The following is a 22351-nucleotide window of genomic DNA, read 5'->3' as shown; positions in this document are numbered from 1 at the left end:
CATGATCCACGGAGACATTCCAATTAATACTGCAACTAGTAGACCAATGGGCCGAGTTCTTAAGACTCTTACGCACTAAAACTGCATATTTAAAGGCTACCTATGAAAACTTGACAGATACTTAATCCATTAGTGTATTTTCACAAAGAAACTTATGCGTTATAATAGAAATAAAACGTGAAGGGGGGCAGTAGCTTATCGGAAAAATTAGAATTAATAACATGTCATTTAATACATATAATGGCGTGTTTGCGGAAGAAAAAAAGCTCGGTCAAAAAATAGAAGTTGATTGTGAAATGACTTATCCAATTGAAGCCAAAGTAAGGACTGATAACTTAGAAGAAACGGTTAGCTATGCAGATGTCTATGACACAATTGCACAATTTGTGGCCCATCACAACTATAACTTAATTGAAAGTCTTGCGAATAACTTGCTTCATGAAATTTTACGGACTTATCCTATGCTAGATGAGGTGCGGTTACGGATTCGTAAATATAGTGTGCCAATTGCCGGAATCTTTGACAACATTGAAATTGAGGTGCAAGGAGCAAACGACCATGAATAAAGCATATTTAAGTATTGGTAGTAATATTGGTGATCGGTTAGCAAATTTGCAAAAAGCGGTTCAGCTATTGGCAGATTCATCTCAAATTGAACTTTTAGCAGTTTCATCCGTTTATGAAACAGAACCAGTTGGCGGTGTAAAGCAGGACTCTTTTTATAATATTGCTGTAAAAATAAGAACAGATTTAACTGCCCCAAAGCTCCTTGATTACTTGCATTGGATTGAACAAAGTCTTCACCGTAAGTGGCTTATCCACTGGGGTCCGCGGACAATTGATTTAGATATCATTGACTTTAACCACCAGCAAATTAAAACCCCGACTTTAATAATCCCGCATTTAGAAATGGCGAACAGGCGCTTTGTATTAGTTCCAATGCTTGAGATTTCAACTTCGGATAAACCTTATCACCAACGATTGACTGCTTTATTGAAAGCAACTTCAGACCACAACTGGCTAAAAAAGATATATGGACAAGAGGTGTTTTTATGGACCAACAAAAAATAGAAAAAGCTGTTAGGGATTTATTAATTGCTATCGGTGAGAACCCGCATCGTGAGGGACTACTAGAAACGCCGCAACGGGTTGCTAAAATGTATCAAGAAGTTTTTTCATCTTTAAAACGTCAACCTGAAGATGTGGCTAATTATAAAGTGTTTCATGTTAGTGATGTTCCAGAGATGGTTTTGGTTCAGCACATTCCGTTTTATTCAATGTGTGAACATCACTTGTTGCCGTTTTTTGGTTACGCTAATGTGGCGTATGTTCCTAAAGATGGCCGGGTAATTGGTTTAAGCAAAATTCCACGTTTAATCGATTTCGTGACTAAAAAGCCAGGAATGCAGGAGCGAGTAACAACAGATTTAGCGGCAGAATTACAGCGTATTCTTGATCCTGCCGGAATTGCGGTAACAATTAGCGCGCGTCACCTTTGTATGGAAATGCGTGGTGTTAATAAAGCAGGGCAGTACACCTATACTGATAAATTTACTGGTCGGTTTAAGGAAGATAAAGACTTAAAACGAGAATTTTTAATGCAAAGGAGGAATAACCGTGCTGACTTATGAACAAATTATTGCGGGTTTTAATCGGCGAATGCTCGGTGGTGTAAAAGATCGTATTAAATTTTTAAAACCAATTCTTGCTAATTTGGGAAATCCAGATCGTCAATTTAAGATTATTCACATCGCGGGTACTAATGGAAAAGGCTCAACCGGAATGATGTTGGAACAAACCTTACAATATGCAGGATATAAGGTAGGGTATTTTAGCAGTCCAGCACTTGTTGATGATCGTGAACAGGTTAAAATTAATGATAAGTTAATAAGTAGGCAAGCATTTGTAGACACCTACCAAAAAATTGCTAATCGATTACCGGCTGATATTACACCAGCTAATATCACGGTATTCGAATGGTGGACGTTAATAATGATTCAATATTTTGCCGATCAAAAAGTAGATTGGGCAGTGATTGAGTGTGGACTAGGCGGACGTGATGATGCAACTAATATAATTAACGCTCCATTAATTTCAGTGATCACTCATATTGCCCTCGACCATACCCGCATTTTAGGGCCTAAAATCACCAACATTGCGTATGCAAAAGCTGGCATTATCAAGACGGGTACTCACCAGGCTTTTCTTGGACCGTGCCAGCAAGAGGAAACAATTGATGTTATTCATGACTATGCTCGGAGTCAAAATGTGGAGCTGACTCTTGCTAAAGAACAGGAAATTGTTGATGGAAAAGCAGCCATTTTCTTTAATGATACATTACATTGGGTCCCCTTTAACTTGCTTGGAGCGTTTCAAAACCAGAATCTTGGGACTGTTATTAGCATATTTCGATATTTAATTCAGGAAGACTTTATAAATTCATGGCAACCGTTATTAACGATGATGAAGACAATTTCTATTCCTGGACGAATGCAGGTGATTGCTCATCATCCAACTGTGGTTCTTGATGGGGCCCATAATCCTGATGCCGCTCATCAGCTTTATCATACTTTGCAATCTTACTCTGGCACTAAAATCATTATGGTCTTAGGGTTCCTTGCTGATAAAAACATTATAGAGATGTGCAAAACTTATCAACGATTAACGGATAAATTAATTATTACTACTCCGAATCACCCATCTCGGGCCTTCCCAGTTGCTGAATTGGCAGCAATTCTTCCACAGGCAGTAGTTGCTAAAACACCGAACGAGGGACTAGCAAAAGCACGAGAACTTGCAAAGCGTGATGATCTAATCATTGTTACCGGCTCTTTTTATACCATTAAAGATATCGAGGCCAAGCTAAATGAAAAATAATTTTGTTATTGCAACCCATAATACTTTTAAGGCGGATGAAATCCAAAATATTTTGCGGTTTTACCACCAGTGGGGCGAGATCTATACGGACAAACTACCGCGTCAACATTTTCCCTCAGAATCAACGACGAGCTACCAAGCAAATGCGACTAAAAAAGCAATCTTTATCAGCCAGCAATTACCAGGAGCTAATGTTATTGCTGACGATTCTGGACTAGAACTAGCCGCGTTTCCCGCAAAATATGGCGTTCAAACAGCACGTGAATTAGCAGTTGAAGTTCCCGACGGTCAGCTTAATCGGTATTTGATCCAATTAGTTAATGGAAAATCACGTAAATTTACGATGAAGACAACAATTGCTTTAGCAGTTAATGGCTACATCAGTAATATTGCTCGCGGTGAATTAACTGGAGTAATTGCACCTGAAGAACGCGGAACTAATTCAACTGGGTTTGACCGAATCTTAATACCAGATGGCGAAGATCAGACTCTTGCCGAAATGAGTCGTCCTAAACGTATTTCATACCTTCATCGAGCACGTGCTGTGAAAAATTTATTAGATCAGTTGGGAGAAGTAAAATGAAAATTACTGAAAAAACAATTACCAACAATACTTCTAAGTTAGAAACTGCTATTTTGGCTGATCAAATCAATCGGCATCAACAGTTATTATTAACTTGGGAATGTGAGAAAGTTGAAACTGCGGCGATGGTTGAACAGTTCGTTTGTCATTTTGACGTGCCAGTAGTCTGTATTGGTAGCCGTGTTGAATTTTTATTTCCATTACAATCACTTAAAGCGTTGATGATTCATGTTCAAGAACGTTGGAATAATGACCGGAAGCTGCTTACTTCTCTTGAACAAATTCAGGAACACCATCAAATCTTGTGGCGGGCTGGACGCTTTACATTTAAGCTTAACGAGCAGCCGGTTATTTATGGAATCCTTAATGTGACGCCGGACTCATTTTATGATGGTGGAAAATATCAATCGATTGCTGAAATTACTCGCCAAATTGATAAAATGGTCAAGGCAGGAGCAAATGTAATCGAAGTAGGTGGACAAACTACTAAACCAGGTGGCTTTACTGAAGTTGAACCACAAGAAGAAATTCATCGGATCATGCCCGCGATTAATATCCTTAAGCATGATTATCCGCAAATAGCAATCGCTGTTGATACATATAAATTGCCGGTTATGGAAGCGGCAATAAAAGCAGGCGTTGATATTATTAATGATGTTCAAGCATTTGATACAAATCAAAAACTAGCTTTAATGGCTAAAAGTGAAGTGGGGATGGTTACGATGCATAGCAGCCGGACCCACGATTACGATAATTTAACAGTCGCAATTCAAAAGTTCTTTGAACATAATTTAGGAACAATCGCTGCTGCGGGTATTAATCTTGAACGAGTGGTTCTTGATCAGGGCATCGGTTATGCCAAAATTGCGGATGAATACCAGGATTATGCGATGATGCGTAATATTGACCAGCTTAATTACCTGCATCGGCCAATTATGGTTGCAATTTCACGAAAGGGCTTTGGACAAAAATTATTTAATTTAGCCAAAGAAGACCGCCTAGACGTAACATTAATTGCAGAAACGGCAATGTATTTACGCGGCGGTCGTGTCTTACGTGTTCATGATGTTGAAGAAACTAGTCAGCTAGTAAAAATGATTGATACAATTAATAGTAGTTATTGGTTCAGATCCACCAACAACTAATTCCTAACGCTAAAACTAAGAAAATAAAGAGCAGGGTTGTTAAATGCGGATTGCCAAATGTCTCACGTTTTAGGCGAAAAGCAGTTTCCATTAGCATATAGATAATAATTAAAAAAATAATCCATAATATATCGCTAAAGAATTGTGTTTTGAAATGCAAAAAGGCATGGACAATCGAAGCGGTTAATAAAAGAAAATAAAATAGGCGACTTAATTCAAGCCAATTAGTTACTTTTCGCTCAATTTTAGCGTGTAACCCGATGGTAGTGGTGATTAGTAATATCACGATCAGGATCGCCACTATTATTTTTAACATATGGGTAGGCTCCTTTCGGCTTTGATTTTAGCATTCTTGAAAGCAACTGACCGCATACGTTAGTGTAAGATTTTCATAGGTTGGATGAATAATTCATCTGGTCATGGGGATTTCTTTGTAGACCAATTTTACTTATTTACAAAAAAAGAAAAGACCATTAGCCTTTAGTGTGTCGAATACTAAGCAAAGGCAGGCCTGCCCTCATAGATATTTTAACAGAAATCGAGCAAAATGTGGTGAAATCAGGCAGTTTATTTGAAGCTGAACAGATTATTTTAAAGGGTGTGCTGGAGTTAGGACAAGCGATTATGCAAAATTTTTTAGAGAGCTTAGATCAAAGCGTCTCATACGCCAGCGGACTACCGAGTAATCAATAAGCAACCACGGACGCTTAACTTTGTTGATCCGGTGGCTTTCCAACGCCGGTATTATCAGGCTTGGCCAAAGAAACGTGAATTTTACTTAGATCACCAATTAAAAATCAAACTACGTCGCTGTTTGTCGCCGAACTACTTAATGATGATGGCTAAGATTGCCCAGATAACTACAATGCGCAATACTGCCGATATTTTAAACCTTATTTTTGACGGTGGAATTACGGTCGATTCAGTAATGCACGCCGTGCATGAGTTAGAAAATCAGGTAGTTAATCAAACTTAAGTAAATGAACACCAAGCTACTCATCGCTGTACTCCTGAAAATTTAACTATTGAGGGTGATGCCTTTATGATTAAACTCAAAAGAAGTCAAGCATCTAGGTCGGCTGACCCTTGTACATCATTGTTGGATTTATGAGCAAGTAGCTAATCAAATCATTAATCAGCGTGATTTCCTCATTGTTGGGCATAAAGAACGGCTTGAATCACGAGTAAATGATTATTTAGATTGTCATTACTGAAGTGCCCTAGAATTGTTAGACACAAATCTAACGATTCTGGGGTATTTATTATGTCTAAATATTCATATCAATTCAAAGTTAGAGCAGTTCAAGACTACTTAAACCAAAGTCATGACTATTCAGTTGTTTGTAAGAAATATGGCACTTCTTACAAACATAGCTTAATGACATGGGTACAAAACGTTCAAGCATATGGTTATGCGAGCTTGGATCCTAGGCGGAGCCATCGTATTTATTCACTTGATTATAAATTTCATGTGATTACTTACTACCGTACTCACCAGTTAAGCATAGATAAAGTAGCTGCGAAATTTAATTTGAATCGCACACAAGTTTATTCATGGTATCGTAAGTATAAAAAAGAAGGAATAGTGGGCCTAAAACCAAAACCTAAAGGCCGACCAAGAGAAACCATAAATAAATGTAAATTGACTAAGAAATCCAAAATCAAACCTACTAAAGAGGAACAATATAAACAAAGAATTGCCAACCTAGAATCCAAAGTGGCCGATTAGAAAATGGAGATAGACATCCTAAAAAAATACTAGCCCTAAGACAGCAGCGCGAAAAGAACAGGCACTAGCTATCCAAGATCTTAGGGCTAAATATCCATTATCCAAATTATTAACCTATTTCGATATTCCACGTTCGACGTTCTACGAACGTCGAAAAGCTGCACAGCACATCGATAAATATTGTCAGGTAAAACGAGAAATTGTGAAGCAATTTAAACGCAGTAAAGGGAATTATGGTTATCGACGTATCTGGTATTGTCTAAAAAAGAAGGGATTTACTTATTGTCAAGAAACGTTACGGAGATTAATGACTAATATGGGATTGAAAGTAACCGTCTACTCAGCTAAAAGTCACTATCATTCGTATCGTGGTCGTATTGGTAGAACCGCTCCTAATCACTTACATCAGCATTTTAATGCAAAGCAAGCATACCAAGTTCTCCATACGGATATCACTCAAATTTCAATTAATGAACAGATCAAAGGCTATTTATCACCAGTCATTGATGAAGCGAGCGGTGCCGTAGTCGCGTATGCGACTTCAATTCATCCTAATATGAATTGAGTTAACACCATGTTGGCTGGCTTGTTTAGCAAACTACCGCAAAGGAGTAATCCTATTTGCATTCAGATCAAGGATGGCAATATCAACACCCGTTGTATCAATCATTATTACGTCAACACGGAATTACTCAGTCAATGTCCCGTAAGGGAAATTGTTTAGATAACTTACCAGCAGAAAGTTTCTTTAACTTGATAAAACGCGAGTATTTGAATCGAGTCGAGATCACTTCATTTAAACAATTTAAAACTGTGATTGATCAATACATTCATTGGTACAATCAAGTCCGCATTTCAGTCAATAAAAAAGAATGACGCCGAATGAATATATTCGGAATTATTCTATTCTTTAAAAGTTAGTAAAGTGTCCAACATTTTTATGGTACTTCATTACAAGCTTGCTGGTCCAAGTTATGAACCGGATAAGTTATTAAGCTTAGTTCCTCAATGTTGCCCATGGTGAGTACTTTCTCGACCGCTATCATTGCTTACAGAAAATTGAACATACTTTAGGCCAGTAAAACGAATTAACAATACGAGCAGTTAAAGCCGTCCGTCGTCATGATCAATCAGGGATATTTTGATACTTATGAGTCACAAAACTTAACGGAAAAACAAGCAGATGACCTAATGCACTTAAGAAAGTATCTACAGCGGAATTGGCAGTATGTCCACTTACCACAAATGCGCGGACTTAAGGATATTCATTTAATCGGTTCAGTTGAAAGTTCTCACCGCGCATTTACTTACCGGATGAAAAAGCAGGGCAAGTCATGGACTGAGCAGGGGGACTAAAGCCATGATTGGTTTAATTAAAGCACGAAACGGCGAACTAAATGCTAGTTTAAATACAACTCTAGAACAATTAACTGTTCTTCCTCGAGTAAGTCAAACAAGTCTATTACAGGAAATACATATTCTAACTGGAGAGTTTCTAAGAAAAGTACCAACAAAGCGTCGGGGCAGTGCAAGGAATAATTTCGATTAACGTTACCACAAGTAGACCAATTGTACAACTTTTTAAGGTGCTAACCCACTAAAACTGCATATTTAAAGGCTAACTATGAAAACTTGACAGATAAAAGTCATGCAAGCGGTTGAAAAAAACAAATAGAAGAGTATATTGTAAGTATAATCGTGTTGAGATTATTTGTTTTTTTATGGAGGCTTTATTACTTATGAATATAAAAAAGTTGAATAAACGTTTGCCTTCGCTTGCGTTTTCGGTATTAATGTTAATGACGTTTGGAAACCTAGGGACATCAATGGCCTTCGCTTTGCAGAGTGCAAACATGGGACGAATTTTTCAAACTTTGGGTGCTGATCCAACAAAACTTGGCTGGTTCTTTATTCTGCCACCATTGGCCGGAATGGTAGTCCAGCCGCTGGTGGGATACTTTTCTGATCGGACTTGGATTCCTAAGATTGGTCGTCGGCTCCCTTACCTGATTCTTGGAACAATTGTAGCCGTAATCGTTATGTGCTTACTACCGAATTCCGGTTCATTTGGTTTTAAGACTTCGACAGCACTGTGGTTTGGTGCGGTGACCATTCTATTTATGGACTTATCCTCAAATATGTCGATGCAACCATTTAAGATGATGATTTCTGACATGGTTAACGACGAACAGAAAGATCAGGCTTGGTCATGGCAGACAATTTGGGGGAACATTGGATCCGTTGCTGCTGACCTATTTCCATTCCTTCTGACTTGGATTGGCATTAAGAATATTGCGGCAAAGGGTGAATTACCTGACTCTGTTAAGTGGTCATTCTACATTGGTGCTGCTATCCTGGTTGTTTCCTCTATATTTACCATTTGTAAAGTTGACGAATATAATCCCGAGACTTATGCCAGGTACCATGGCTTAGACCAGGATGCTAACATTAGTGCAAACTTCTTCACAATTATTAAACATGCGCCGAAAGTCTTCTGGACTCTCGGAATTGTTGAATTTTTCTCTTGGACTGGGTTCCAGTACCTGTGGACTTATGGTGCCGGAACGGTGGCCCAAAACATATGGCACACAACGAATGCTTCTAGTGCTGCTTACCAAGCAGCCGGAAATTGGTTTGGGGTTCTGTCGGCCGTTGAAGTTGCTGTAGCAATTATTTACGGGTTTGATTTTACAAAAACTAAATGACCGGATTCGAAAGCCTGCCTACGCCTTAGGGATGATTTTAGGCGCCTTAGGCTTCTGGGGTCTGTCCGTTGCACCGACTAAACTATGGTCGTTTATTGCCTTTATTGGTATCGGCATGTGTTGGGTTACGATTAACTCTATCCCATTTACTATTTTGACGAATGCCTTGGATGGTAAGCATGATGGCACTTACATGGGACTATTCAACTGCTGGATTTGTTTCCCGCAGATTGTTGCTTCGGTATGCTCATTCGCCCTCTATCCATTACTGGGCAATTACATGCCGCACATGCTAACAGTAGCCGCTGTTTTAGCACTGATTGGGGCTTTTGCAGTCTATGTTGTCAAGGAAACCTCTGTCGAAAAGGGAGATATTGAATAATGAATTTCGCTGCTATCTATCACCGTCCAGAAAGTGAAATGGCCTTTCTGGGCGACCCACAGACAATGCATATCCGTTTAAGAACTGCAAAAGGAGACATAAAAACGGTCCAATTGCTACATGGTGACCCATACAGTCTCCGTAGCTTGGCCAGCATTAAACCGCCATTTTATACAACCCCAACGCCGATGAAGAAAATCTTGTCAGATGACCTTTATGATTATTGGCAGATTGCGGTTACCGAACCGAAAAAACGGTTGGCATATGCCTTTGATATTACGAGTGTGGATGGTATCAGGACGGTGTATACTGACCACGGTTACATTCAGCCAGATGATCATGAAGCATTGGAAGATTTAAATACCTATTTTCGGATGCCATTCTTTCAAGAAATTGACATGTTCCATTCCTCAGAATGGGTGAAGAATACAGTTTGGTACCAAATCTTTCCTGAGCGGTTTGCTAATGGTGATCGGTCCAATGATCCTATCGGTACTAAAAAATGGAATGCCAGTGATCATCCTGGCCGGCAGGATTTTTATGGCGGTGACCTGCAAGGGGTTCTTGACCACTTGAACCACCTTCAAAAGCTAGGAGTTAACGGAATTTACTTTAATCCTCTTTTTAAGGCACCGTCTAACCATAAATATGATACGGAAGACTATTATCAAATTGACCCGCATTTTGGCAATGCCGCTTTGTTTAAAGAAGTGGTTACGCAAGCTCACCAACGGGGGATTCATGTAATGCTGGATGCTGTTTTTAATCATATTGGGGATAAATCATTACAGTGGCAAGATGTCCTTAAAAATGGTCAACGGTCAAAATACGCTGGTTGGTTCCATGTAAATAAGTTTCCGGCTACCTATACGCCGACTAAGAACTTTGAATTTACACCGGATGCAACCTACGATACATTTGATTACACGCCGCATATGCCAAAACTTAACACTGCAAATCCGGCAGTGCAGGAATACCTATTAGGAATTGCTAAGTACTGGATCAAGGAATTTGATATTGATGCTTGGAGGTTAGATGTAGCTAATGAAATTGACCACCATTTCTGGAAAAGGTTTCACAAGGAGACGACAGCCCTCAAACCAGACTTTTATATCTTAGGTGAAATTTGGCATACTTCGCAGGCGTGGCTGAACGGGGACGAGTTCAGCGGGGTTATGAATTACAGTTATACAGGTGCTATTTTGGATCATTTCATTAATCATCGGATTAGCGCGGAACAAATGATAGACCATCTGAGTAATCAGTTGATGAAGTATCGTAACCAGACTAACCAGATGATGTTTAATGTTTTAGATTCACATGACACTGCCAGGATTATGACCCAGGCTCGTGGTAACCGGAATCTGGTCAAGGAAACCTTTGCCTTTACCTTCTTGCAGCCTGGTACACCGTCGATTTATTATGGTACCGAGTACGGCATGGATGGCGATAATGACCCAGACTGTCGGAAACCGATGAATTGGGTGCCAGATGATGATGGTCAGGATATGTTTACTTTCTTTAAAAAGTTAGTGGCATTGCGACGGAACAATGCAGACTTGATTGAAGGCGGCATGGTTGTTCTTAAAGTCTTGCCGACAGGACTGGTGGAAATTTCTCGTATGGGTGCCGGAAAGGTTCTTACGGGGATTTTCAACACTACGAATTTACCAATTAAATGCTTAAGTACCGGTCGGTTACTTCTTAGCCAGGGCGTACAGGATCACCAATTGATGCCAAATGGGTTTGTGATTACAATGAAATAGCAAGTCTGAACTTAGTAAAGGTTAATTCTTGAAGTGAACCCTGTAAGTTGGACACTTTAATCTAGGCAACTTTCTCTAAGGCAAGATTCCGATATTCAATCGGCGTCTTGCCTTTTAATTTATTCCTGATTCGATCTTGATTGTAATACACTATCCACTCCTTCATGGCTTTAATCAATTCTTGTTTGGTTTGATAATGATTCTTATAATACAATTCAGCTTTCATGGTATGAAAGGAAATTTCCATTGACACATTGTCTAGACAAGTCGACCGATAAGACATGCTTTGAAAGATATGATGCTTCTTTAAATGTTTGACGCCAGGAATTCGTTTGATATTGGATGCCTTGGTCACTATGAACGGTCATGCGGTAGTTAAGTACAGGCCGCTTATTAATTAGCTCGATTAATGGTTTCATCACAAAATCAGTAGTCGGGTGATCGCTAATATTGTAACTAACAATTTCACCAGAACACAGGTCTTTGATTGGCGAAAGGTAAACTCGGTCATCCTGGTTCATATTGCCATAACGATACTCACTGACATCGGTTACCATCTTTTGGTATGGACGATCAGTTTGAAAACGACGGTGAAGACGATTCTTAGCCTTTTTGCCCTGGGGATCAATCGACGAATCGTTAGACCCGGCAATAAAATTCATCGATTGGTCCACAAGGCAGAAAACTAAAAATTGGTTACACTAATCGTCCTTATCAGGAATGTTGACTGATGTGATTGAATAACTGCTATGGTAATATGTGTCAGGAAGAATGAGTCTATTCTTGGCCGATTAAGGAGCACTGTTCCGGTGGTGAAATAGTTAGTTACAATATTGCCGCTCATCCGACGACTTCGTAATGAAGGCGCTAATAGATCTGATTAACAAGCGGCCCCCTAGGTTAACTACCGCATGACAGTTCATAGAGATCAAGGAACCCAAACTAAGCAGGAATTGATTAAAGCCATGAAGGAGTGAATAGCGTCTTACAATCAAAAAATAAATCAAGCATATACTAAAAGGCAAGATACCGATTTATTTTTTTCTGACTTTTGATCAGCTCAACAATTAATGCGATTAAGGCCACGATAAAAGTACCGAAAGCCAGCATTAATTGTAAAGCGTCCGACACGGACGGACACCTAGGCTACTCCTTTCGTTAGGATTTATGGGCTTTAAAGGCTTAACATCATAAGCACCATCTCCGATTGGAAATAGCCACCACCTTAACTTCTCTACTGGATCTATTATACAGGCAGCCTAGCTCTTTAACCAAATATAAAATTAAAGAATCAGTAAGAATACTATATGGTAGATTGTAAAATTAATCCGAACGCTGTTCGGAAAAAAAGATCAGCTTCCTTTAAAATGGTGTTTACCACAACCCCATCTTTTAGGAGCTGATCTTTTGTCTAGTATAACCTATTCCGAACGAATTAAAATCGAAACCTTTTGTGAACTAGGGCTGTCCAATATCCAAATGGGCGTTCGGCTGAACCAATCACCGTCAACAATTTCTTATGAATTATCTCGATGTCAACCTTATCAGGCTGAATTAGCACAAACAGATGCCGAATACAAGCGATCACGATGTGGTCGGAAAACTAAGCTGAGCGATGAGTTAAAGTAAAAAATTCTCAACCATTTACGTCTAAGCTGGTCACCAGGAATAATTGCTCACGAATTTAAATTAGCTACTAAATCTATTTATAATTGGCTAAATCAGGGGAGAATTGGTTTCTCCTTGAATGATCTACCTGAACATGGCGTACGCAAACGGCGTAACGTTGACCAACGATCCAAATATAATCAATCTTTGGGACGATCAATTGAACGGCGTCCCATGATGATTAATCAACATAATCGCATCGGCGATTTTGAACTAGATACAGTCGTTGGTCCTCGTGGGCATAGTAAGGCAGTTTTATTAACTTTAATCGATCGCAAATCACGGTTCCTTTGGACATACCGGTTAAAAGATCGGACGACAGCGACTGTTAATGAAGCACTAACTAAGTTCCTAACCATTTTTAATGGTCCGGTGCACTGCTTTACTGTGGACCGTGGCACTGAGTTTAGTGGGCTAGTATCACTTGAATCACAATATGGTATTAAGACCTATTACTGCCATGCTTATACTCCAGCTGAACGTGGTAGTAATGAACGCTTTAATCGGAATTTACGTTATTTTTATCCTAAAGGGACTCGTTTCGAGCACATTAGTGCTCAAGATTTAGCGACGACGTTACTCCAAATTAACCAGCGACTGCTTAAAATATTCGACTGGCAAACACCGTATCAGGTTATGCTGACAAATTTGTCCAAAAATTTGGATTAAATTTGCAATCTACCTTATGCATACATTTTCTCCAACTTACTGTCGTAGAAGTTACTTAAGTAATTATAATTACAAAAAGGTAAAATTTGGAAAACTTACTTTATTTTCCCTTTTTAATTGGTCTTAATGACTTGGTATAAACTTATTAAGAGTTGGAATAAAGTTAATAGGTTTAACACTTTGTTTCTCGAATTTTTTTGCTTATTTATACTCATTCTTTAGCACCCGCTATACTTTGGATAAAATTAGAATTCTCGCGTAGATATAAGAAAGAAATTTAATTAAATTAGCCCCACGTAACATTGATAGATGTAGCTGTTATATAACTAGCCTCATCTGAAGCCAGAAAAACATATGCTCCGGCTACTTCAGAGGGTTGCCCAGCTCTACCTAGGAGTATTCTTACCAAACGTAGGTATATTTTCTGCTAATTGTCCTCCTGCCACTTGCAACGGTGTCCAAATAGGACCTGGAGCAACACTATTGACACGAATGCCTCGCTGAGCTAATTGTTTTGCTAACCCAAACCTTGTATTTTTAATTGCAGCCTTAGTCCCTGCATAATCAATTAAATATGCTGAAGGATCTTCTGCTTCAATAGAGTTAGTTGTTATGATGCTACTGCCGTTTGGCATATATTGCAATGCCTCCCTGACTAACCAAATTAAACTGAAAACATTTGTAGTATAGGTATCTATCATCTGACCTGTAGATATAGTAGTGATATCTGTATTAGCTTATTGCTTACCGGCTACTAATACTAAAGTATCTATCTTATCTAGCGATAGTACAGTTTGCTTCACTAATTCTTTGTTAAATGCTTCGTCTTTCAAATCTCCGGGAACTAGTTCTACTTTACGACCCAAAGATTCAATAATTCGTCTAACATCTTGTACATCACTTTCCTCTTCTGGAAGATAATTTAATACAAGATCAGCGCCTTCATTCGCATATGCTATAGCTACCGCCCTACCAATGCCTGAATCAGCACCAGTTATTAAGGCTTTCTTTCCCCTAAGTCAATTACATCCGGCATAAGTTGTGGATCCGTCATCTGGTTGTGGCGACATTTTACTTTGTAAACCTGGCTCAGGCTGATGCTGTTTAGGAAATTTAAAATCATCATCATGTTGCATTTTAGTCATTATTAACTCTCCTCCATGATCGAATACGTGCATTCACCTGTTACTTGAATGTGGACTATTAATTCAAAAGATTCTATCAACTAGATATATAGGTATAGGTTAGTAATTAAATTTGCAATCTACCATATTTATATCTGTAAAAACAGCTTTTAACTGCTAGGTCATAATGTATGGATAAATCAAAGCAAGCACCTATGTAAAAAAGTGCCTGCTTTGATTAATTATCAAAAAAATTCCAATCAATATTTATAAAGGGTTATCTCACCAATTTAAATATTGATTAACTGATCTTCAATTGCTCAATTATTTACGTTCTAAGAAGCCTAATACAGATAAATTTGGCTAATTATCCATGTAATTTTTGTTGCAATGTATCACCAATGCCATCTACTTTCTTAGCAGCCAAGACGGTGCCACCGATGAGGACACCACCTACAATGAGCGTAGAAGCGATCATAAACTTAAATACACTTTTCAAGACGTCCATAAAATTCTCCCTTACTTTTTACTGGTTCGACCAACAACTAATGAAACAATCAGAACTAAAATAATTGCTCCGATGATCGATGGTATCAATGCCATGCCAGCTAACGAAGGACCCCAAGTGCCAAGGAGCCCTTGGCCAATCCAAGCACCGATTAAACCAGCTACGATGTTTGCAATCCAGCCCATAGCAGCACCACGGTTAGTGATTGCGCCAGCAATGGCACCAATGATTGCCCCGACGATTAATGACCAAATAAGTCCCATATTTACTCACTCCCTTAGTTAACACGACTAGATTTATTGTCAGACGTTACTTTATCAACGCTGTCACCTAATGTTTCCTTCGATTTCTTTGCGCCCTTACCGACGGCTTCCTTCGTTTTGTCTGTGGCATCGCTCATGCGATCTTGCAGAGAAGTCGAATCTTTTTCATATTGCTCCTTTGTCTTGACATCAACAACATTCATATTTACCTCAATTACTTCTAATTCGGTCATATTCTTTACTTCCCGAACGATAACATTTTTGATCTTGTCATACAGTTTAGAAATATCAATGCCGTATTCAGCAACAATGTCGAGATCCACTGCAACCTGCTTTTTTCCAACCTCTACATCAATTCCTGATGTGACATCTGAAGTATTAACTAGTTTTTCAGCAACATTTGCGAAAAAGCCGCCATCTACGGTTAATAAGCCATCCACTTCAGAAAGTGCGATACCAATGATCTTTTGAATAACCTTATCATCAAATGTTAAATTGCCTTTAACACCAGACTTTTCGTTAGTTGTTGTTTTCTCACTTGGTGTTCCATTCTGCATAATTTTTCCTCCTTATAATTCAAACAGTTATTTAAAAACATTTGTTAAGATACCAGTTTTTTGAATATAATAACCCGCGGTAATCCCGATTGCCATAAAAACCAAAACAAAAAGCGTCTTGAAAAATCCAAAAGTGATGATAAGGACCGCTAAGAGCAATCCCATAATTCCACCAATTAGTGGCCCAAAATAGGTTTTAATGAGTTCGGTCACGTTATCACCTCCTAGACAACTCGAGATTTATGCACATTAGCGTCCAGCACATTAAAATCAACGAGTCTGATTTTAATTTTTTTCTGTTCAGAAATTCCAAGACAAATACGCAAATCTTTTTTTAATTGATTAAGAAAATTTGCAGTCTGTTTCTTGGCATTGACTGAATTTAGTAGATCACCCGATATTTTAAGTGTGATCCCTTTTCGTGATAACTTAGATGATACCTTGGGGTTGCCAATAAAGGGTTCATGTTGAAGTGCTGAAAGCGCAAAATGTTCAATAGCTTTCTTACTGACGGTCACTTGACCATCAGACTTTTGATGAAGATATAATGATTGTGACCGTGGCCAAAAAAGTGTGATAAGCAAAAAAATAATTAACAGTACCGCTAGAATTACTCCACTCCAAAAGAGGTATATCGGTTCGTACTGCTCCAGCCAACCAAGCTTTAATGACATGGGTGTACTAGTACCAATGGCCGTTGACCAATTTTTAAAGACAAGAACAATGGATAAAGGAAATGCAAGGATAATAACAACTACTATTAATGCCTTAAATATAAATCGCAAATTATCACCTCCTTTGCCATGATTATAGCAAAGGAGGTGATGATTTGCTATGATTATAGCAAAGGAGGTGATGATTTGCTATAATTATGTTCTTATAAGGAACCAATTAAGATTTTTGTTTGACTAAACCAATCTAGCCACTAGGGTATACCCTAGTGGACTTTTTTGTTTCTGTGCTATACTAGGAATTATAAATGTTCATTAGAGCTGTCCAAAAGGAAAACTGAAAATGGCTAAAATCGGTTATGCGCGTGTGAGTTCCAAGGAGCAACATTTAGATCGACAGTTAGCGGCTTTAAAAGACGTCGATAAATTATTTACGGATAAATTAAGTGGGGCTAACACTAATCGGCCAGAACTACAAAAAATGCTGGCCTATATTCGTGAGGGTGATATTGTCCTGGTCACTGAATTAGATCGCTTAGGCAGAAACAACCAGGATTTAACTAAGATCATGAACACCATTCAAAATAAGGGTGCTACCCTAGATGTGTTAAATTTGCCGTCCATGACAGGGATTGCTGACCCCAATTTACGTCAACTGATGACCAACCTCATTATTGAACTGTATAAGTATCAGGCTGAAAGTGAACGTAAGCGAATCATTGAGCGCCAGCAACAAGGGATTGCCTTAGCTAAGCAGCAAGGTAAATATCATGGGCGCAAACCCCAATACACCCAAGACGATCCCCGCTTGCAACATGCTTTTAAACTTTATCAAGCAGGCATGAGTGACGTGGACGTTGCTAGGAATACTGGGATTAAACGGACAACCTTTATCAGATATCGCAAAAAGTTTAATATAAAAAGATAAGACTTATATGTCAGATAAATTAAAAACCGTTTTTTATGAGCAGCAAAACTATTTTGAGAAAATGATGGGAATCATGTTAGAGTGGTATCATTTATTAATCGGAATGCAAACAACTGTGCTCAACATAGTTCTGGAAGTGTCTGTTGTTCTATTCTTCGATTGCATGCTTAGTAGTTTTCGATTCATCGTACACGTTGAACTGCGTTTCATTAAACACAATATCTTGATTACTGTGATTAATCTTTTCATCATGTTCAACATGCTTCTGAATGCCGGAATATCCAATTAGTATCTTTCGCTTGTAAGTCAGTTGTTACGGTACATTTTATTGCCATCTTTTATGCCTCCGTAAGTTATTATCTTACAAGTAATTATAACATGTTTGCAGTACAGTAAAGGGGGATAAGATATCCAATTTACTAGGGAGCTCTGCCGGGGGCATTAAGAACACATTTCCTAATAACCATTAAATTTTATTTTCAAGATTGTATTTGAAAATAAAATGTTACCTTTTACCCTAGAAAGGTAACGCCAAAAGAAAAATTCCCAATGCATTTAGCAAAGGGAATTTTTTGTAATTAATTCGTGGTTTTTTTGATAATCATTTGAAAGTGAATTATCGAATTGTGGCCCCTAATACGTTTTTAAAATGATTCATCGCCCATTCAGCACCAGCTGGTGAAAACGTAGCCACGGCTGCTTGTGGAATCACAATGTGGTAATCCAGGTTGTAGGCACTGATTGCGGTGTGGAGGACACAAATATCAGTGCAAACACCAGCAATCCAGACTTCATCAATCCGCCGTTCCCGCAGGTAGTTATCCAAATTGGTGTTTTGGAAGGAGGAGTAACGGTTCTTATTGAATTTGTAGACATGGGAATCGTCATGATGTTGATCAAACCAGCTGCCGACTTGGCCGTATAGTTTCTGACCGGTCGTCCCAATAATATTATGGGCCGGATATAGTTTGGTTTCTGGATTGAATGGGTCATTAAGCCGGTGACCATCAGTGGGAAAGATCACATAATCATGCTGGCTTAAGAATTGATCGGCTAACCGCATAATTTCTGGGGCCAACGTCTGCGCTGGCTTGCCAACCGTTAGTGATCCCTTATCAGCCACAAAGTCATTTGTATAGTCAATAATTAAGAGCGCTTTAGCCATCTTAATGTTCCTCCGTAAATTGAGCTTTAGTAATTAACTGTTCTTGCAATTCAGCCAATGTAGCTGTTAAGTAAACTGGGTACCGATCGGGGTTAACTAACCGTTTTGTGGCTTCTGGTAATTCTGCCACTTGATCCATTGAGAATTGCTGAATCTTAAAGAGATCATTTTCGATTGGGGAAGCATTGGAACCCAGATATTCTTGCATCAATGGCTTAGCATTGAAGTTAGTCAGAACTTGGCTGGCGTGCGTGGCTGCCGAATTGGCATTAACCACTTTCAATGGAGCCGTGATGTGCTCATCAGCCAGGGCAATCACATCGGCGATCGCTTGATGAAGGTTATCTTGCCGGTAAATCCGGTAAACTTGCTTATTACCAGGCAGGGTAATCTTTTCTCTGCTATCACTAACCTTAATTTTGGGGATACATTGATCATTAATCTTTTCTTCGGCGAGCTTATAAACGCCACTTAATACCGGGCTGGAGGAACTGGTAATTAAACGTTCCCCAATCCCAAAGTTATCAATTGGAGCTCCTTCATCCAACAACGACTTAACTACATGCGCATCAAGGGCATTTGAAGCTGTAATCTTTGCCTTGGGGAAGCCAGCATCATCGAGCATCTTCCGGGCTTTGATAGCTAATTGCGAAATGTCACCGGAATCGATCCTGATCCCGACTGGTTGGTGCCCTTGAGCGCTAACTTGCTTGAAGACCCGAATCGCGTTCGGCACTCCTGACTTCAAGACATCATAAGTATCAACGAGCAAGGAAACTTTGTCAGGATAAACCTTGGCCCAAGATTGAAAGGCACTTAATTCATCAGAGAAGCTTTCGATCCAGGCATGTGCCATTGTGCCGGCCGCGGGAATATTAAATTGACTGGCTGCTTGTAAGTTCGACGTGCTGGTACAACCGCCGATTACCGCGGCTCGCGCCCCATACGTGGCGGCATCAGGGCCTTGCGCTCGCCGTGCGCCAAATTCCATAATTGGTCGGCCTTGAGCGGCATGGTTGATTTGCCAAGACTTCGTCGCAATTAATGATTGATGGTTAATGATGTTTAGAATAAAGGTTTCTAACAGCTGGGCTTCAATCAACGGTCCACTAATTGAAATAATTGGTTCCCGTGGGAAAACAGGGGTTCCTTCTGGCAAAGCCTTAATCGAGCAGTGATTTTTAATCTTGCTCAGGTAATCCAAAAACTCGGGAGTAAATTCATTCAGGGAGGTCAGGTATTCAATATTCTCCTTAGTGAAATGCCAATTTTGAACTTGTTCTACCACTTGCTGGAGACCAGCGACAATGACAAAACTACCGTTGTCGGGAACCCGGCGGTAAAAGACGTCGAAGCGAGCTTGTCGATCATGGGGTAGGGTAGCGTAGTACCCATTGGCCATGGAAAATTCATATAAGTCGGTTAATAGTTGTAGATTCATCTTAAATACTTCCTTTTAAGTAAAAATTACTTTAATTTGGCTAAAAATAAAAGTATGGTTAACTTTTATTTACGTCTAGTATAAATACTTTGCAGCAAAATGCAAATGATGCCCTTTAGTTAAGTTGGTAGAGCTTTGGTGGCCGCCCAGAATGGTTCAAAGTGGCGGCCCCGACTTCTTTGAAGAGGTGGTTGTGAGTTTTCTTAAAGTTGGAATTATCAATCTTGTCAATTGTCGTACCTAAGAAAGCCGCAAAGACTTCGCGCGCTTGACGCAGGGTAAAGGTATTACCTAAGATCCGAAGAATTTGGGGTTGATAGTCCAGCTTGTTTTTAATCCGATTAATGGCGGTGGTAATGATTTGAATATGATCGAAGGCCAGGTGACCGGCGGGACTTAGGATAATCTCCTGTTGGTCATGGGTGATCACATAGTTGCCCTGATCTTTATCAAGCACGAACCATTGGGCATCTGTGGCCCCATACCCTGGATGCAATTTTGGGGTTGATGGTAAATAGGTCATATAGGCGAGTGCCAGTGCCCGAGTTCCCGTAACCCGCTTGGGATCTGTAAAGGTGGCCAGTTGTTCGGTTGAATTCATCGGAACTTGCAGGCCAATTTTATCGTCAATTAGACGAATGCAGGCCGCGTCGGCACTCTCTTTACTCCGCAAGCGGGTTTCGGGGAGGGCCCAATGTCCCTTTAGAGGTTCATCTGCCCGCTTAATCAATAGTAATTGTGGTCGGTGTAATTCAGTATTAAAACTCCAAATGACGTTGGTGATGGTCACCAATGGCCGGGCAATAATTTCACTATCCAATTGACGCTCCTCCCTTCATAATTGTTAACTTAACTCTATTTTAGCATTTCTCGGCCACTAGTAATTGCCCAGTCGCTTTAAATCATGTTTGACGAGGATTGCTAAATTTTGAATGGTGATCGATGTCGGATGGGCTAACCATAAGCGAAAAGTATTCCAGAAAATACCGACGGCAATGCGGGTCATATATTCAACTTTGGTATCGTTAGTGACATCGACGTGTCAAGCAACACTGGGGTGGCGGAGATGGAAACGCCGAAAGAAAACCGGCATCGTTTGGTTAGCATTATCCAAGATCTTATAGCTTAAACCAGCTTTAACTAACAAAGCCAATTTAGCTGAGTGAGCTGGCCAGTAAGTAAAGAAGTCATCGATGATGGGGGTTAACTTGCAAGATCCAATCAGTGTATTTCTTTAGTAAGGAAATAACATACTGATTAATCACATCGTCTTTGCTTTTGAAATTCCGGTAAAAAGTCCGCCGGGAAATATGGGCTTGGTTACTAATATCGATCACGAAAATTTCTTGGTACGGTTTGACGGTTAATAATTTTTTACAGGCTCAAGCCAAAGAATAATCAGCTTTTATTGAGCTACTTAAACAGCAGTTAGAGGTTAAGGACGAACAGATTGCAACGACTAATAGGATTGCCAATCAAGCACAACAATTAGATTTAACTACACACAAACAATCACAACCATCATTACCTCAACAAACCGAATCTGAACACCCGCACAATAAAAAGCATGGATTGTTATTGTGAATAACACATTAATCAACAAATTTGATCAGCTGATTACTTATACGAACAGGCGGAGTGTCTGAAAAGATACTCTTTTTTATACTGGTTTTTAATTTAGGGTCCATTTTATAAATAACCCCTCAAGAATCCTGAAAAATAAACCCTAATTTCTAGTTAGGGTTTATTTTTTTAATATATGTGATTATTCACCTTGACTTTGCGGGTTAAAAGCCACTGACAAGATGTAATTAGCCAGTTGATGGTTGGCAATATCTTGAACCTTAAACAGTGTCCACACCCGTTCATCAGGTTGGGTATCTTGTAAGTACTGTCGAATGGCCGCCCAGTACGGTTTAATTCGTTGAATATCCAAAAATAGGATCCCCGTATTCAACAAACATCGTCGCTCAGCGTCATCAAGTTGCATACCGGCTTGTAATTGTAAGTCTTCGTCCGTTTCCGCAATGATTTCCTGATTATTTTTGAGGGTATACACTTTCTGGTATTGATAAAAAATCAATGCCAGTTTTTTTGTACACAAAAAGGACAACTGCTGTCCTCGTGTTGTACAATCAATTCACCACAAAAATCATGTAAAGAAGGTTAT

25 protein-coding genes and 5 pseudogenes are annotated in these 22351 nt (G+C 39.4%); 15 read left to right on the top strand and 15 right to left on the bottom strand.

Annotated features, from left to right (window positions below):
- Nucleotides 1-197 precede the first annotated feature (197 nt).
- The 6 genes from folB to folP are packed head-to-tail and all read left to right on the top strand — an operon-like array spanning nt 198 to nt 4605.
- Nucleotides 198-566 carry a dihydroneopterin aldolase gene (gene folB, locus HUK45_RS08550; protein ID WP_163705510.1) on the top strand — a complete coding sequence of 123 codons (369 nt, stop codon included), beginning with the start codon at nt 198-200 and terminating at the stop codon, nt 564-566.
- Nucleotides 559-1071, top strand: coding sequence for a 2-amino-4-hydroxy-6-hydroxymethyldihydropteridine diphosphokinase (gene folK, locus HUK45_RS08545; RefSeq protein WP_191911971.1), 513 nt, complete (start codon nt 559-561; stop codon nt 1069-1071). The genes folB and folK overlap by 8 nt, the downstream gene beginning before the upstream one ends.
- Nucleotides 1053-1631, top strand: a complete 579-nt coding sequence (gene folE / locus HUK45_RS08540) for a GTP cyclohydrolase I FolE (RefSeq protein WP_191911970.1) — start codon at nt 1053-1055, stop codon at nt 1629-1631. The genes folK and folE overlap by 19 nt, the downstream gene beginning before the upstream one ends.
- Nucleotides 1618-2877, top strand: a complete 1260-nt coding sequence (locus HUK45_RS08535; RefSeq protein WP_191911969.1) for a bifunctional folylpolyglutamate synthase/dihydrofolate synthase — start codon at nt 1618-1620, stop codon at nt 2875-2877. Before folE ends, HUK45_RS08535 begins: the two co-directional genes overlap by 14 nt.
- Nucleotides 2867-3460 carry a non-canonical purine NTP pyrophosphatase gene (locus HUK45_RS08530; protein WP_191911968.1) on the top strand — a complete coding sequence of 198 codons (594 nt, stop codon included), beginning with the start codon at nt 2867-2869 and terminating at the stop codon, nt 3458-3460. Before HUK45_RS08535 ends, HUK45_RS08530 begins: the two co-directional genes overlap by 11 nt.
- Complete coding sequence (folP, locus tag HUK45_RS08525) at nt 3457-4605, top strand: dihydropteroate synthase (RefSeq protein ID WP_191911967.1); 1149 nt, start codon at nt 3457-3459, stop codon at nt 4603-4605. Before HUK45_RS08530 ends, folP begins: the two co-directional genes overlap by 4 nt.
- On the opposite strand, the gene HUK45_RS08520 is transcribed toward folP, so the two are convergent.
- Entirely contained in the window at nt 4586-4921 is a 336-nt protein-coding gene (locus tag HUK45_RS08520; RefSeq protein ID WP_191911966.1) for a hypothetical protein, read from the bottom strand. The two genes, folP and HUK45_RS08520, sit on opposite strands and share 20 nt — an antisense overlap.
- Before the next feature lie 203 nt (nt 4922-5124).
- Here HUK45_RS08520 and HUK45_RS08515 point away from each other — a divergent pair.
- The 7 genes and pseudogenes from HUK45_RS08515 to HUK45_RS08485 form a co-directional block, all read left to right on the top strand.
- Nucleotides 5125-5816: pseudogene (locus HUK45_RS08515) on the top strand (UPF0236 family transposase-like protein); the annotation flags it as partial.
- 53 nt (nt 5817-5869) lie between these two features.
- Nucleotides 5870-6334, top strand: coding sequence for a helix-turn-helix domain-containing protein (locus tag HUK45_RS08510; protein WP_191911965.1), 465 nt, complete (start codon nt 5870-5872; stop codon nt 6332-6334).
- A 202-nt stretch (nt 6335-6536) separates the two neighbouring features.
- Nucleotides 6537-6899 (top strand): IS3 family transposase, encoded by a 363-nt coding sequence (locus tag HUK45_RS08505; protein ID WP_191911964.1) that lies wholly within the window; start codon nt 6537-6539, stop codon nt 6897-6899.
- A gap of 56 nt (nt 6900-6955) precedes the next feature.
- Complete coding sequence (locus HUK45_RS08500) at nt 6956-7210, top strand: integrase core domain-containing protein (protein WP_191911963.1); 255 nt, start codon at nt 6956-6958, stop codon at nt 7208-7210.
- Nucleotides 7211-7295: 85 nt separating this feature from the next.
- A pseudogene (locus HUK45_RS08495) lies at nt 7296-7935 on the top strand (UPF0236 family transposase-like protein); the annotation flags it as partial.
- 138 nt (nt 7936-8073) lie between these two features.
- Nucleotides 8074-9421: pseudogene (locus HUK45_RS08490) on the top strand (SLC45 family MFS transporter).
- The gene (locus tag HUK45_RS08485; protein ID WP_191911962.1) at nt 9421-11187 is read left to right on the top strand and encodes a glycoside hydrolase family 13 protein; all 1767 of its coding nucleotides are present in this window, start codon (nt 9421-9423) and stop codon (nt 11185-11187) included. Before HUK45_RS08490 ends, HUK45_RS08485 begins: the two are co-directional and overlap by 1 nt.
- Nucleotides 11188-11248: 61 nt before the next feature.
- On the opposite strand, the gene HUK45_RS08480 is transcribed toward HUK45_RS08485, so the two are convergent.
- The 3 genes from HUK45_RS08480 to HUK45_RS08470 all read right to left on the bottom strand — a co-directional run bounded on the left by HUK45_RS08480 (nt 11249) and on the right by HUK45_RS08470 (nt 12297).
- Entirely contained in the window at nt 11249-11434 is a 186-nt protein-coding gene (locus HUK45_RS08480) for an IS3 family transposase (protein WP_235972094.1), read from the bottom strand.
- On the bottom strand, nt 11403-11849 hold the full coding sequence (locus tag HUK45_RS08475) for a DDE-type integrase/transposase/recombinase (protein ID WP_191911960.1): 447 nt from the start codon (nt 11847-11849) through the stop codon (nt 11403-11405). The genes HUK45_RS08480 and HUK45_RS08475 overlap by 32 nt, the downstream gene beginning before the upstream one ends.
- A gap of 352 nt (nt 11850-12201) precedes the next feature.
- The gene (locus HUK45_RS08470; protein WP_191911973.1) at nt 12202-12297 is read right to left on the bottom strand and encodes a putative holin-like toxin; all 96 of its coding nucleotides are present in this window, start codon (nt 12295-12297) and stop codon (nt 12202-12204) included.
- Between the two features lie 297 nt (nt 12298-12594).
- Here HUK45_RS08470 and HUK45_RS08465 point away from each other — a divergent pair.
- A pseudogene (locus HUK45_RS08465) lies at nt 12595-13524 on the top strand (IS30 family transposase).
- 286 nt (nt 13525-13810) lie between these two features.
- Here the strand turns inward: HUK45_RS08465 and HUK45_RS08460 are convergent.
- The 6 genes and pseudogenes from HUK45_RS08460 to amaP all read right to left on the bottom strand — a co-directional run bounded on the left by HUK45_RS08460 (nt 13811) and on the right by amaP (nt 16761).
- Nucleotides 13811-14669: pseudogene (locus tag HUK45_RS08460) on the bottom strand (SDR family oxidoreductase).
- Between the two features lie 346 nt (nt 14670-15015).
- A complete protein-coding gene (locus HUK45_RS08455) occupies nt 15016-15156 on the bottom strand; it encodes a hypothetical protein (RefSeq protein ID WP_003681696.1) in 141 nt (46 codons plus the stop codon).
- Between the two features lie 11 nt (nt 15157-15167).
- Nucleotides 15168-15419: a GlsB/YeaQ/YmgE family stress response membrane protein gene (locus HUK45_RS08450; protein WP_003680323.1), complete on the bottom strand. Its 252-nt coding sequence runs from the start codon at nt 15417-15419 to the stop codon at nt 15168-15170.
- 14 nt (nt 15420-15433) lie between these two features.
- A complete protein-coding gene (locus HUK45_RS08445; protein WP_191911959.1) occupies nt 15434-15976 on the bottom strand; it encodes an Asp23/Gls24 family envelope stress response protein in 543 nt (180 codons plus the stop codon).
- Nucleotides 15977-16003: 27 nt separating this feature from the next.
- Nucleotides 16004-16189, bottom strand: a complete 186-nt coding sequence (locus tag HUK45_RS08440; RefSeq protein WP_191911958.1) for a DUF2273 domain-containing protein — start codon at nt 16187-16189, stop codon at nt 16004-16006.
- Nucleotides 16190-16200: 11 nt separating this feature from the next.
- Nucleotides 16201-16761, bottom strand: coding sequence for an alkaline shock response membrane anchor protein AmaP (amaP, locus tag HUK45_RS08435; RefSeq protein ID WP_191911957.1), 561 nt, complete (start codon nt 16759-16761; stop codon nt 16201-16203).
- A gap of 229 nt (nt 16762-16990) precedes the next feature.
- Here amaP and HUK45_RS08430 point away from each other — a divergent pair, with 229 nt between their 5' ends.
- The gene (locus HUK45_RS08430) at nt 16991-17575 is read left to right on the top strand and encodes a recombinase family protein (protein WP_191911956.1); all 585 of its coding nucleotides are present in this window, start codon (nt 16991-16993) and stop codon (nt 17573-17575) included.
- A 616-nt stretch (nt 17576-18191) separates the two neighbouring features.
- Here HUK45_RS08430 and HUK45_RS08425 read toward each other — a convergent pair.
- The 5 genes from HUK45_RS08425 to HUK45_RS08405 all read right to left on the bottom strand — a co-directional run bounded on the left by HUK45_RS08425 (nt 18192) and on the right by HUK45_RS08405 (nt 22285).
- Nucleotides 18192-18740 (bottom strand): cysteine hydrolase family protein, encoded by a 549-nt coding sequence (locus HUK45_RS08425; protein ID WP_003712348.1) that lies wholly within the window; start codon nt 18738-18740, stop codon nt 18192-18194.
- A 1-nt stretch (nt 18741) separates the two neighbouring features.
- Nucleotides 18742-20181, bottom strand: a complete 1440-nt coding sequence (locus HUK45_RS08420; protein WP_191911955.1) for a nicotinate phosphoribosyltransferase — start codon at nt 20179-20181, stop codon at nt 18742-18744.
- A gap of 115 nt (nt 20182-20296) precedes the next feature.
- Complete coding sequence (locus tag HUK45_RS08415) at nt 20297-21001, bottom strand: NUDIX hydrolase (protein ID WP_191911954.1); 705 nt, start codon at nt 20999-21001, stop codon at nt 20297-20299.
- Nucleotides 21002-21368: 367 nt separating this feature from the next.
- Entirely contained in the window at nt 21369-21518 is a 150-nt protein-coding gene (locus HUK45_RS09610; protein ID WP_328797170.1) for a TetR/AcrR family transcriptional regulator, read from the bottom strand.
- A 428-nt stretch (nt 21519-21946) separates the two neighbouring features.
- Nucleotides 21947-22285, bottom strand: coding sequence for a hypothetical protein (locus tag HUK45_RS08405; RefSeq protein WP_235972093.1), 339 nt, complete (start codon nt 22283-22285; stop codon nt 21947-21949).
- Between the last annotated feature and the right edge of the window lie 66 nt (nt 22286-22351).

Origin of the sequence: Limosilactobacillus urinaemulieris, from assembly GCF_014838745.1 — a bacterium.
Taxonomy (GTDB): Bacteria; Bacillota; Bacilli; order Lactobacillales; family Lactobacillaceae; genus Limosilactobacillus; species Limosilactobacillus urinaemulieris.
Note: the sequence above shows the minus strand (reverse complement) of the source record. Positions and strands in the feature narration are given on the sequence as shown.

What these genes read in the sequence shown, in the direction of transcription:
- folK (WP_191911971.1), top strand. Translation starts at nt 559, where the DNA reads ATGAATAAAGCATATTTAAGTATTGGTAGTAATATTGGTGATCGGTTA.
- folE (WP_191911970.1), top strand. Translation starts at nt 1,053, where the DNA reads ATGGACCAACAAAAAATAGAAAAAGCTGTTAGGGATTTATTAATTGCT.
- HUK45_RS08530 (WP_191911968.1), top strand. Translation starts at nt 2,867, where the DNA reads ATGAAAAATAATTTTGTTATTGCAACCCATAATACTTTTAAGGCGGAT.
- folP (WP_191911967.1), top strand. Translation starts at nt 3,457, where the DNA reads ATGAAAATTACTGAAAAAACAATTACCAACAATACTTCTAAGTTAGAA.
- HUK45_RS08520 (WP_191911966.1), bottom strand. Translation starts at nt 4,921, where the DNA reads ATGTTAAAAATAATAGTGGCGATCCTGATCGTGATATTACTAATCACC.
- HUK45_RS08510 (WP_191911965.1), top strand. Translation starts at nt 5,870, where the DNA reads ATGTCTAAATATTCATATCAATTCAAAGTTAGAGCAGTTCAAGACTAC.
- HUK45_RS08485 (WP_191911962.1), top strand. Translation starts at nt 9,421, where the DNA reads ATGAATTTCGCTGCTATCTATCACCGTCCAGAAAGTGAAATGGCCTTT.
- HUK45_RS08480 (WP_235972094.1), bottom strand. Translation starts at nt 11,434, where the DNA reads ATGGAAATTTCCTTTCATACCATGAAAGCTGAATTGTATTATAAGAAT.
- HUK45_RS08475 (WP_191911960.1), bottom strand. Translation starts at nt 11,849, where the DNA reads ATGAATTTTATTGCCGGGTCTAACGATTCGTCGATTGATCCCCAGGGC.
- HUK45_RS08470 (WP_191911973.1), bottom strand. Translation starts at nt 12,297, where the DNA reads ATGCTGGCTTTCGGTACTTTTATCGTGGCCTTAATCGCATTAATTGTT.
- HUK45_RS08455 (WP_003681696.1), bottom strand. Translation starts at nt 15,156, where the DNA reads ATGGACGTCTTGAAAAGTGTATTTAAGTTTATGATCGCTTCTACGCTC.
- HUK45_RS08450 (WP_003680323.1), bottom strand. Translation starts at nt 15,419, where the DNA reads ATGGGACTTATTTGGTCATTAATCGTCGGGGCAATCATTGGTGCCATT.
- HUK45_RS08445 (WP_191911959.1), bottom strand. Translation starts at nt 15,976, where the DNA reads ATGCAGAATGGAACACCAAGTGAGAAAACAACAACTAACGAAAAGTCT.
- HUK45_RS08430 (WP_191911956.1), top strand. Translation starts at nt 16,991, where the DNA reads ATGGCTAAAATCGGTTATGCGCGTGTGAGTTCCAAGGAGCAACATTTA.
- HUK45_RS08425 (WP_003712348.1), bottom strand. Translation starts at nt 18,740, where the DNA reads ATGGCTAAAGCGCTCTTAATTATTGACTATACAAATGACTTTGTGGCT.
- HUK45_RS08420 (WP_191911955.1), bottom strand. Translation starts at nt 20,181, where the DNA reads ATGAATCTACAACTATTAACCGACTTATATGAATTTTCCATGGCCAAT.